The organism is Bradyrhizobium sp. I1.14.4 (genome assembly GCF_050435825.1).
GTDB lineage: Bacteria > Pseudomonadota > Alphaproteobacteria > Rhizobiales > Xanthobacteraceae > Bradyrhizobium.
On the sequence record NZ_JBNDLA010000060.1, the window covers coordinates 1 to 11142 of the forward strand.

At 65.4% G+C, this 11142-nt stretch carries 10 protein-coding genes; 6 read left to right on the top strand and 4 right to left on the bottom strand.

The genetic code is table 11. The annotated features are described in order from the left end of the window. Nucleotides 1-186: 186 nt before the first annotated feature. From ABIB78_RS38455 to ABIB78_RS38475, 5 genes are all read left to right on the top strand, one after another. Nucleotides 187-1026 (top strand): aldo/keto reductase, encoded by an 840-nt coding sequence (locus tag ABIB78_RS38455; protein ID WP_429034254.1) that lies wholly within the window; start codon nucleotides 187-189, stop codon nucleotides 1024-1026. A gap of 234 nt (nucleotides 1027-1260) precedes the next feature. Beyond that, the gene (locus ABIB78_RS38460) at nucleotides 1261-2214 is read left to right on the top strand and encodes a DMT family transporter (protein ID WP_429034255.1); all 954 of its coding nucleotides are present in this window, start codon (nucleotides 1261-1263) and stop codon (nucleotides 2212-2214) included. Between the two features lie 126 nt (nucleotides 2215-2340). Beyond that, nucleotides 2341-3423 carry a zinc-binding dehydrogenase gene (locus ABIB78_RS38465; protein ID WP_429034246.1) on the top strand — a complete coding sequence of 361 codons (1083 nt, stop codon included), beginning with the start codon at nucleotides 2341-2343 and terminating at the stop codon, nucleotides 3421-3423. Nucleotides 3424-3517: 94 nt separating this feature from the next. After that, the gene (locus tag ABIB78_RS38470) at nucleotides 3518-4276 is read left to right on the top strand and encodes an SDR family NAD(P)-dependent oxidoreductase (protein WP_429034247.1); all 759 of its coding nucleotides are present in this window, start codon (nucleotides 3518-3520) and stop codon (nucleotides 4274-4276) included. Nucleotides 4277-4366: 90 nt separating this feature from the next. After that, complete coding sequence (locus ABIB78_RS38475) at nucleotides 4367-5035, top strand: amino acid ABC transporter permease (protein WP_429034248.1); 669 nt, start codon at nucleotides 4367-4369, stop codon at nucleotides 5033-5035. 128 nt (nucleotides 5036-5163) lie between these two features. On the opposite strand, the gene ABIB78_RS38480 is transcribed toward ABIB78_RS38475, so the two are convergent. Both ABIB78_RS38480 and ppk2 read right to left on the bottom strand, forming a co-directional pair. Continuing rightward, nucleotides 5164-6042 (bottom strand): transporter substrate-binding domain-containing protein, encoded by an 879-nt coding sequence (locus tag ABIB78_RS38480; protein WP_429034249.1) that lies wholly within the window; start codon nucleotides 6040-6042, stop codon nucleotides 5164-5166. Between the two features lie 285 nt (nucleotides 6043-6327). Further along, nucleotides 6328-7260 carry a polyphosphate kinase 2 gene (ppk2, locus tag ABIB78_RS38485; protein ID WP_429034250.1) on the bottom strand — a complete coding sequence of 311 codons (933 nt, stop codon included), beginning with the start codon at nucleotides 7258-7260 and terminating at the stop codon, nucleotides 6328-6330. Between the two features lie 148 nt (nucleotides 7261-7408). Between ppk2 and ABIB78_RS38490 the strand changes: the two genes are divergently transcribed. Next, nucleotides 7409-8581 (top strand): fumarylacetoacetate hydrolase family protein, encoded by a 1173-nt coding sequence (locus tag ABIB78_RS38490; RefSeq protein ID WP_429034251.1) that lies wholly within the window; start codon nucleotides 7409-7411, stop codon nucleotides 8579-8581. A gap of 591 nt (nucleotides 8582-9172) precedes the next feature. Here the strand turns inward: ABIB78_RS38490 and ABIB78_RS38495 are convergent. Beyond that, nucleotides 9173-10288 (bottom strand): Spy/CpxP family protein refolding chaperone, encoded by a 1116-nt coding sequence (locus ABIB78_RS38495; protein ID WP_429034252.1) that lies wholly within the window; start codon nucleotides 10286-10288, stop codon nucleotides 9173-9175. A gap of 194 nt (nucleotides 10289-10482) precedes the next feature. Further along, nucleotides 10483-10707, bottom strand: a complete 225-nt coding sequence (locus ABIB78_RS38500) for a hypothetical protein (RefSeq protein ID WP_429034253.1) — start codon at nucleotides 10705-10707, stop codon at nucleotides 10483-10485. Nucleotides 10708-11142: the final 435 nt, after the last annotated feature.

The following is an 11142-nucleotide window of genomic DNA, read 5'->3' on the forward strand; positions in this document are numbered from 1 at the left end:
CCGTCGCATCAACAGGCCGGACATATGGATGCAAGCGATCCGATCTACTCAAAAAGCTCTTGTGCCACGGGGGCCGTCCACATATGGGTCCCGGCCTTCGCCGGGACGACGATGAAGAGACATTGTCGCCCGTTTGCTTTATCGTCCTGTGCGGGCGAGATGCGAACCACGCAGAACGAGGCGATCGTGCAGACAAAAAAATTCGGCAACAACGGCCCGCAGGTCTCGGTGATCGGGCAGGGCACCTGGTATCTCGATCGCGGTGACCGCAAGACGGCCGTCGCGGCGCTGAAGCGCGGCATCGATACCGGCATGACGCATATCGACACTGCCGAGATGTATGGCGACGCCGAACTCGTGATTGCGGATGCCATCACCGGCCGGCGCGACGAGCTGTTCCTGGTCTCGAAAGTCCTGCCGAGCAACGCCTCGCGGCGCGGCACCATCACCGCCTGCGAGCGCTCGCTGAAGCGGCTCAAGACCGATCGCCTCGACTGTTATCTGTTGCACTGGCGTGGAACCTATTCGCTCGCCGAGACGGTCGCGGCGTTCGACGAGTTGATCGCAGCCGGCAAGATCCGCTCCTGGGGCGTCAGCAATTTCGACGCAGACGATCTCGATGAACTGCTCGATGTCGCGGGCGAGGGCAAGATCGCCTGCAATCAGGTGCTCTACCATCTGCGGGAGCGCGCCATCGAGCACGCCGTGATCCCGTGGTGCGAGCAGCATGGCGTGGCCGTGGTCGCTTACTCGCCGTTTGGCCACAATGACTTTCCCGCGCCGTCGAGCAAGGGCGGCGCGGTGCTGCAGTCGATTGCGCAGGCGCACCAGGCGACGCCGCGCCAGGTCGCGCTGAGCTTCCTGACGCGGCTGCCGTCGGTGCTCGCGATTCCGAAGGCGTCGAACGCGGAGCACGTGGCGGAGAATGCTGCCGCTGGCACGCTCAAGCTCAGCGTCGACGAACTCGCCGCGCTCGACAACGCATTCCCGCGCGGACCGAAGCCGCGCTCGCTGCCGATGCTCTAATTCGCGGGATTCTTCACACAGTTCTTAACAAACTGTTGCGGTTGCGGTCGCGCAGAGGCTGCGGCGGGCGGTCGCGCGCGCTGGTGCATATCGGAGTCCCGTTTTCGGGCATTGTTCTTGCGGCGGAATTGGCGTTTTGTACGAGCAGCAGATTCCCCTTATTTCGCCTTCGAGATTGCCGTGACACCGCCCCCCGCCGCCGTAGCCGCCAGGCTGGACAGCGTTCCCCTTTCATTGCCCGCAACGACGACGCCCGCAACGACAAGCTTGGCGCGCCAAGCGCCGGCCCGCACCGACCGGCCGCTCAAGGGCATCGCACTGATCCTGCTCTCGACGGTGTTTTTGGGCACGTCCGACGTCACCGCGAAATATCTCTCGTCCACCCTGCCTTCGATCGAGATCGCCTGGATCCGCTTCCTGGTGTTCGCGATGATCATGACGCCGGCGATGCTGCCGGGCTCGCCGCTGTTCGCGCTGCGCAGCAGCCGTCCCGGCCTGCACATGCTGCGCGGCGCCGCGCTGCTCGGCTCGTCCTTGATCTTCATCACGGGGCTGGGCTTCCTGCCGATCGCCGAGGCCTCGGCCACCAGCTTCGTCTCGCCGCTGTTCGTCACCGCGCTGTCGATCGCTTTCCTTGGCGAGAAGGTCGGCATGCGACGCTGGATCGCGACTGCGGTTGGCCTCATGGGTGTGTTCATCATCCTGCGGCCGGGCACCAGCGCCTTCCATCCCGCGGCGATCTTCCCGATTGTCTCGGCGCTGGCCTGGGCCGGCACGCTGATCTTGACGCGCATGATGAGCGGCAGCGAACGTCCGGTCACGGTGATGACCTATTCGTCCATCGTCGGCGTCGCCATCGTCAGCGCGCTGGTGCCGTTCGGCTGGGTCACGCCGAGCTGGCACGACATCATGTTCGGCATCCTGATCGGCGTTGCGTCCACCGTCGGACAGTGGATCGTGGTGCTGGCGTTCCGCTATGGCGACGCCTCGGTGCTGGCGCCGTTCTCCTATACACAACTGCTGTGGGTCAGCATCTTCGGCTTCCTGATCTTCGGCGAATTGCCCGACAGCTGGACCATCCTCGGCGCCGGCTTCATTGTCGCCTCCGGCCTCTACACCGCGCATCGCGAGCGCATCCGCCGCTCGCAGTTGTTGACCGTGGCAAGCGAGCCGTCGCCGAACGCCTGACCGCGATACCGAAATCGTGCGCTGGTTGCCCTCGTGACACCCCGCACTTGCGTTTTCGCCTGAAGCGGCTATCCCTTCCAGAAGAAAACGCAACAATGAGTGGGCCAAACCCACGCGGGAGGACTGATGCGCGCAGCGATCTTCAGAAACGGCGAGATTGTCGTCGACCAGATGCCGGAGCCGAAGCCGGGCGCCGGCCAGGTGCTGGTCAAATCGCTCGCCTGCGGCATCTGCGGTTCCGATCTGCATGCGCGCAAGCATGCCCACCGCATGGTGGAGCTGAGCAAGTTCCTTCCCGGCCGCACGCCGATGGATCTGTCGCGCGACGTGGTGTTCGGCCACGAGTTCTGCTGCGAGATCCTCGATTACGGCCCGGGCACCACGCGCAAGCTGAAGCCCGGCACGCGCGTGTGCTCGCTGCCGGCGCTGCTGACGCCGGAGGGGCCGCGGGGCATCGGCTATTCCAACGACTATCTCGGCGCCTATGCCGAGCAGATGCTGCTCAGCGAGCCGCTGCTGCTCGAAGTGCCGAATGGCCTTGCCGCCGAACACGCCGCACTCACCGAGCCGCTCGCGGTCGGCGTGCATGCGGTGGCGATGGCCGACATCAAGGGCGGCGAGGTGCCGCTGGTGATCGGCTGCGGCCCCGTCGGCCTTGCGGTGATCGCGGCGCTGAAGATCAGGGGTCTCGGTCCGATCGTTGCCGCCGATTATTCGCCGGCGCGGCGCCTGCTCGCCGAGAAGATGGGCGCCGATGTCGTGATCGATCCCGCCAAGACACAGCCCTATGCGAGCTGGGCCGAGCACGCCCAGATGACCGAAGCGGAGAAGGCGGCGCGGCCGCCGATGCAGGCGCTGCTGCCGCCGCTGAAGCCTGCGCTGATCTTCGAATGCGTCGGCGTGCCCGGCGTGCTGCAGCAGGTGTTCGAGGGCGCCCCGCGCAGCGCCCGCATCGTCGTGGTCGGCGTCTGCATGGAGACCGACAAGTCCGAGCCGATGCTCGGCATCATCAAGGAGCTCAACGTCCAGTACGTGCTCGGCTACACGCCGGAGGAGTTCGCCTATTCGCTGCGCCTGATCGCGGAAGGCCAGGTCGATGCCGCCTCACTCGTCACCGGCCGCGTCGGCATCGACGGCGTCGCGCAGGCTTTTGCCGATCTCGCCAATCCCGAGGCGCACACCAAGATCCTGGTCGAGCCGTGGCGGTGAGCCCTTGGCGGTGAGTTCGTCGGCGCGAGGTTTGCATTTCGTGACGCCGAACCTATAGTTCGCTGTGTCTTATCGCACTGACAGCACGTACCTCATGCGAGTTTCAATCATCACGGGAGGGGGCTCCGGCATCGGCGCCGCGGTCGCGCGCCGGCTCGCCGGACACGGCCAATGCCTGATGCTGCATGGACAGGGCGCCGAGGCTTCCGGGCTCGCGCGGCTGAATTCGGTTGCGGAGGAATGCCGAGGCAAGGGCGCCAAGGTCGAGATCAGCACCGGCGATCTCGCCAGCGCTGGCGCGGGCACGTCGCTGGTCGCGGCAACGCGTGCCGCGTTCGGGTTGATCGACACCATCGTGCACGCCGCGGGCTTTGCCGACCGGCGCGAATTCGCCAGCCTGCCGCGCGAGGCGCTGGAGCGCGCCTTTGCCGTGATGGCGGCGGCATTCCACGAGATCGCGGCCGCCGCGCTGCCCGACCTCACGCGCAGCGCGCACGGCCGCGTCGTCGCGGTCTCCAGTTTCGGGCCGCATCGCTTCGTGCCCGGCGCCACCTATCCGGGATCGGCCGCCGCGAAGGCCGCGCTCGAAGTGCTGGTGAAATCGCTCGCAATCGAACTCGCCGCGTCGGGCTCAACCGCCAATGCCGTGATGCCCGGCTATACCCGCAAGGATCCCGGCCTGTTCGGCGCGCTGGATTCCGCGACCTGGGAGCGCGTCGCAAAGGCCAATCCGATGCAGCGGCTGGCCGAGCCGGACGAGGTCGCTTCCGTCGTCGCGTTCCTGCTGTCGCCGGAAGCGGGCCACGTCACCGGCGCGACGCTGCCGGTCGATGGCGGCCTGACCTTGATGTGACGGCACTTTCGCCGGACCGGCATCGCGTGACACGCGCAAGTCCGCCTGCAATGCTGGGAGTCAAGGCGAGCACGGCAGTCGAGGGGCAGGATGAACTACGTTTGGGATTTCGGGATCCTCGCCAGGTACAGCCATCTGTTCTGGCTCGGGCTCGGCTGGACCATCGCCTACACGATCGGCACCATCATCCTGGGCACGCTGATCGGCCTGATCGTCGGCATGCTGCGGCTGCGGCGCATTCCCGTGATCGACTGGCTCTTGATCGCCTACATTGAAGCGTTCCGCTGCACGCCGCTGCTGGTGCAGATCATCTGGTTCTACTACGCCTTTCCGGTGGTGATCGGCGTCAACATCCCGGCGCATGTCGCGGCCGTCAGCGTGCTGTCGCTCTATGGCGGCGCGTTCTATGCCGAGATCGTGCGCGGCTCGATCGAGAGCGTGCCGGTCGGGCAGTGGGACGCCGCGAAGGCACTCGGCTTCCGCGGCTGGCGCCTGATGCGGCTCGTGATCCTGCCGCAGGCGCTGAAGCCGATGATGGCGCCCTATGTCAACCAGTCGGTAACGCAGCTGAAGAACACCTCGCTGGTCTCGATCATCGCGGTGCCCGATCTCGTCTACAATGCGACGCTGATCAACGCCGACACCTACCGGCCGCTCGAGGTCTACACCATCGTGGCGCTGATCTATTTCGCGATCCTGTTCCCGTCGACGCTGGTGGCCAGGCGGTTGGAGCGCGGGCTCACCTACGACAAGGTGTGAAGGTCTCGCACTACCGTCATGGCCGGGCTTGCCCCGGCCATCCACGTCTTTCTTCTTGTGGAAACGAAGACGTGGATGCCCGGGTCAAGCCCGGGCATGACGAGTTGATGGAGGCGGAGCATCACTCGCTAGATACTCAACTCCACCGGCACATCCTCGGGCTTGACGCCGGCGAGGCTGAGGCCCTTGACGAACCATTCGCGCATCTGGCCGATGCCGCGGTTGTAGTCGATCCACACCGACAGGAAATCGCGCCAGCGCTTGTCCGCCTCGCGCCGCACCGCCGTGCCGCTCGCGATCGTCACCGACGGCGAGGCCAGGATCTTGTAGGTACCGAGGTTCGGGTTCTTGGCGATCGCGGTCAGCCCGAGCACCAGCGCGTTGACCACGCAATCGACGCGGCCCGACGACATTTCCAGCATCACCTCGTCGCGCGACTTCAGCGATTTGATGGTGGCGTTGGGCGCAAAGCGCCGGGCCACCGCCTCGTTGGCCGAGCCGACGTCGACCGCGATCTTCACCTCGGGCTTGTTGATGTCGGCCCAGGTCTTGGCCTCCAGCCCCTTCTTCAGCATCGCGCCGAACGGATGCGGGAACACCAGGCTGGTGAAATCCACCACCAGCGCGCGCTGCGGGGTCGGGTTGAGCGCGAAGCCGAGGTCGATCTTGTTGGCCTGCAGATCGAGGATCGAGTTGCCATAGGTCGATTCGACATATTCCAGCTTGACGTCGAGCAACCTGGCGAGGTCGTTGGCCATCTCGATCGAGAAGCCGGACCAGGTGCCGGCGGCGAGGTCCTTGTTGAAATAGGGCAGCTCGCCCGGCAGCACGGCGATCCGCAGCACCTTGTTGGCCCTGATACGGTCGAGCGTGTTGTCGGCAGGCGTCTGCGCCGAAGCCGGGGTCGCCATTGCGGCCGCGAGTGCCGCGCCGCTGCCGATCCCGAGCGCATAGCGCAGCGCGTCGCGGCGATCTTCGGAAATCTTGATGTCGTCGGATTGAGTCAAGCGGGCCTCCCTGCACCAGATCGGGGAAGCCTAGCGTCGGCGTTTGGCCACAGCAATAGTGGCAAGCTGCGCCATTAGTAGGCGCAATTGCCCAAGTGCTGGTCGCTCTTACTTTGCCCCGCCTCGCCCCGCCTGCGGCGAGCGGTGATCTGTCCGCACGTCATGGCCGGGCTTGTCCCGGCCATCCACGTCTTTCTTTCTTCATGTGGAAACGAAGACGTGGATGCCCGGGACAAGCCCGGGCATGACAAGCGGGAGAGGGGGACGGCGTAGGCGTGACGAGCCTCAATACCGTCCCGGCACGTACATCTCCGGCGGGATCGGGCCGCGGTGATAGTCGGGGTTGCGCACCCGCGGCGGCAGCACCACCGGTTGGTGCGTGACCTGCTGATAGGGGATCTGGTTCAACAGATGCGAGATGCAGTTGAGCCGGGCGCGCTTCTTGTCGACGGCATCGACGATCCACCACGGCGAGTCGGGCAGGTGGGTGCGCTCCAGCATCGTCTCCTTGGCCTTGGTGTAGAGCTCCCAGCGGGTTCGCGCTTCGACATCCATCGGGCTCAGCTTCCACTGCTTCAGCGGATCCTGGATCCGCATGCTGAAGCGGAACGCCTGTTCCTCGTCGGTGATCGAGAACCAGTATTTCAGGAGGATGGTGCCGGAGCGGATCAGCATGCGCTCGAATTCCGGCACCGAGTTGAAGAACTCCTCATACTGCTCGTCGTTGCAGAACCCCATCACCTTCTCGACGCCGGCACGGTTGTACCAGCTGCGGTCGAACAGCACGATCTCGCCGCCGGCCGGCAGATGCGAGACATAGCGCTGGAAGTACCATTGCGTGCGCTCCCGCTCGTTCGGTGCCGGCAGCGCTGCGACGCGGCAGATGCGCGGGTTGAGCCGCTGGGTGATGCGCTTGATGACGCCGCCCTTGCCGGCGGAATCGCGTCCCTCGAACAGCACGACGACCTTCTTCTTCTCGTGCTGCACCCAGTCCTGCAGCTTGACCAACTCGCCCTGCAGCCGTAGCAGTTCGCGGAAGTAGAGCTTGCGGTCGATCACTGGCCTGCCGGCGGCCCCGTCGTGGTCGAACTCGTCGAGTCTGACATCGTCGAGCTCGAGCTCGAGTTCCTCGTCGAGACTGTCGGCCATCTCCTGATGGATGCGGGCGCGCAGTGCTTCGTCTCGGGCGGCTTCGTCGGTGAGAGCGGAGGTAGTCATGAAGGTCCGTCTTTCAGTGTGTTTAGATGGATCGACGGGAGCATTGACGGGCGATGTTACCCCTCTATGACAATGGCATGACCGCTGTTTCACGCTGCTGCGGGGACTGTGCTAACAAGCGATAACAAGATCAAAAATGGAGACGCCGATGATTTCGCTCACGCCAAAAGACGTCCTGCCGGAGGACGCGACCGCCGGCACGCTGGTCGGACGGGTCTGGCTGCCGCAGGCCGCTGGGCCGGCCGTGGTCGCGGTGCGGGGTGACGGCGTGTTCGACGTCACCGCGCGCTTCCCCACGGTGAGCGCGCTGTGCGAGGAAGCTGATCCCGCAGGCGCATTACGTGCCACGCTCGGCGAGCGGCTCGACGATTTCGAGACGATCCTCGCCAACACGCCGCCCGACGGCCGCGACAAGGCCGGGCCGCATCTGCTCGCGCCGGTCGACCTTCAGGTGCTGAAGGCCGCCGGTGTCACCTTTGCGATCTCGATGCTCGAGCGCGTGATCGAGGAGCGGGCGCGCGGCAATCCGTCCTCGGCGGACGCAATCCGCAAGGAGGTGGTGCGCCTCGTCGGCGACGATCTCTCGAAGCTGAAGCCCGGCTCCGAGCAGGCGATGAAGCTGAAGCAGGTGCTGATCGACCAGAACGCCTGGAGCCAGTATCTGGAGGTCGGCATCGGCCCCGATGCCGAAGTCTTCACCAAGGCGCCGACGCTGTCATCGGTCGGCACCGGGATGGATGCGGGCCTGCATCCGAAATCGACATGGAACAACCCCGAGCCGGAGGTCGTGCTTGTCGTCTCCGGCGCCGGCAAGATCGTCGGTGCCGCGCTCGGCAACGACGTCAATCTGCGTGATTTCGAGGGCCGCTCGGCGCTGCTGCTGTCGAAGGCCAAGGACAACAACGCTTCCTGCGCGATCGGCCCGCTGCTCAGGCTGTTCGATCAGACCTTCTCGCTCGACGACGTCAGGAAGATGGATGTCGGCCTCACCGTGAAGGGCGCGGACGGCTTTGTGCTCGAAGGTCATTCCTCGATCTCCAAGATCAGCCGTGACCCGACCGATCTCGTCGCCCAGACCATCGGCCCCGTGCATCAATATCCCGACGGTTTCGCGCTGTTCCTCGGCACGATGTTCGCACCCGTCAAGGACCGCGACGCCAAGGGTGAGGGCTTCACCCACAAGCGCGACGACATCGTCACCATCGCAGCGCCGCAGCTCGGCGAGCTCGTCAACCGCATGCGCAACAGCGATGAATGCGAGCCCTGGACGTTTGGTGTTGGCGCGTTGATGAAAAACCTCGCGCGGCGCAAGGTGCTGTGACGTAGAACGCGGCATTGTCATTGCGACGAGCGAAGCGACGAAGCAATCCACGTCTCTCCTTGCGACACGATGGATTGCTTCGCTTCGCTCGCAATGGCGGCGCACTTCGCGCTGCAATACGAGGCGTAGCTCGCCGACGAGTACGCGCTGTCGGCATTCTGCGACCGGATCGTCGTGCGATTGGCAACAACGTCCGGCTTAGCCGTGATAATGTCTCGTGGCGTCGCCGGCGTTGTCGAACATGTTCAGAAACCTGCGCGGCAGATCGATCGCGTGCTGCAACTTGAGGGCGCGCGAACGCGGTGGAATTCGACGCGACCGCTTGTCGCGCCCTTATGTGATCCAGTTCATCCTCGTTCGCGCTGCTCCGCGTCAGCATATTGGCTCGACGCGAACAGAAGGAGTCGCGGACATGAGCGAGCAGCCGTCAAGTGGAATGCCCGATTGGCTCACGACCGACATGCTGGTGATTGCCGTTTCACTGGCAATCATCGTGATTGGCATATGGATCGCGCCGTAGCCTGGTTGCGCCGGCTGGTAGCCCTGTCGTTGGATGATGTCACCGCCATGCGCGCGAGGCGATGGCGCACTTCACAAGCCGATCATCCGGAAGATCATGCCTCCGATATTCGGGCCGTGACGATGGTGGCGGCGATGATGGCTTCGCGGGGGTTCGTCGCCGCCCGCTGCCATCGCGCTCCTGCCGCCATCCCGCTCGGGGCCGATCGCGTCGAACGCGGCCCTCTGCTCGTCGCTGAGCGCGCTGTAGAAGGTGTCCAGGGCGGGACGCACGGTGCCGACCGCCTGAAGCATGGAATCGAGCCTTGCCGCGACCGCCGCAAGGCGCGCCGGTGGCGTGCGCACGTCGGTGGGCGGACAAGACGATTTCAATGTCTCCTCGGCCTTTGTCGCCGCATCCCGCAAGGCGTCGAGGCTCGCCCGCTGCGCGTCGGTTGGCTTGACATCGCGTTCGATGATGTCGCCGGGCCACGCGTTGGCGGCAGGCTGCGCCGCGTTGCAGTTGGCGTTGTCCGCCGTCGCCTCACGCTGGCCGCGGTGCTGATCTGCCACCAGCGCGGTCACCTTCGCCTTCTGATCGTCGCTGAGCAGCCCGTAGAACTTCTCCAGTGCCGGCTCAAGGATGCCGACCGCGTCGCGCATGGCCTGGAGGCGCTGCTGCATCGCGGCGAGGCGGCTCGGCGCGGTCAACGGGACGTCCTTGGGGCATGAGTTGAGAATGGTCGCGGACGCCTTCTGCGATGCGCTGGCGAGGTCGTCGAGCGCTGCGCTCTGCTCCGCATTGGGCTGAATGGCGCTGCGGAATTGCTCGATGGGGAAGCCTGCGATATCGCTTCTGTCGCTGCCGCACATGTCGCTAAGGGTTGTGGTTTGACCGGTGGCGCGCGATCGACCCGTGGCGGGCGGCGGGGGACCGGCATAGCCCGGCAAGTAATAGGCATAGCCGCTCAAGGCGTCGTAGTCGTACGGACCGAACAGACCGGCATAGAGATCACCATAGCCGTAATCCCAGAAGTACGGGTCGTAGCCCCAGCCCCACCAGGTGTAGTCATAGAGATCGTAATAGGCGTACGGCCAGAAGACCGGGCCGACCCAGCCGTAGCCGCCATGCGGATGGCCCCACCAACCGCCGTTCTGATGGTTCCACGCGGCTCCGGCGGCGGCCGTCGTGATCGCGGCGCGCGTCATCGGATTGCGCAGGCCGCCCGGTCTCTGGAGTGCGCTGCGGATCTGATGCGAGGCCAACGAGTGGCCCACCACGCTCGCATTGTGCCGCGTCGCGGCGGGCGAGGCGGCATGACGGCCGGCAGCTGCGCTCGGCCCGACGCGTGCGGCGCGAGCGGCGGGACGGAATTGGGAATGGCGCGCGCCGGAGCCGCCGCTCACTCTCGTCCCGGCCCTTGCCGCGGGATGAATGGTGTGAAAGCCGCCGCCACGAGCGCCGCTGGCGTGAAATCCGCCACCGTGGAAACCGCCACCGTGGAAGCCGCCTCCGCCCCCATGAAAGCCACCGCCGCCACCATGAAATCCGCCCCCGCCACCATGAAAGCCGCCACCGCCATGACCTCCGCCGCCGTGTCCGCCGCCGCCGCCACTGCGAGCGGCATAGGCGCTGCCTGCGAACAGCGCGGTCGATGCCGCGACTGCAAGGATCGCGGCGAACGTCAACACCGTGTGTCTGCTGCGGGCAACCCTCGACATCTGTCCTTACCCTTCGGATACTCAGTGATGCCTGACATCAACATCGAAGGCCGCTGCCGGGTTCCCGCGACGATCTGGTCGCGACGATTTAAATTTGCGGGGCGAGTGCTGAGGCGAGGGCAACATCCGGCTTGGTTCACCGCGGCTGAAGTGTCAATCACTGAGTTGCCCGACGGCGCAAGCCCCCGCAGCAAAAATATTTCGCTTTATCCGAAGTGCAACTCAGTGTATGGTCTGCCGGTCTCGCCCGATCGAGGGGCGCTTCGCGGTCGTCACGAACGCGGCGTGAGATGCGGTGGACGCCGATTGCGCAACTGACGAGTGCGCATGAAGCGGACGGT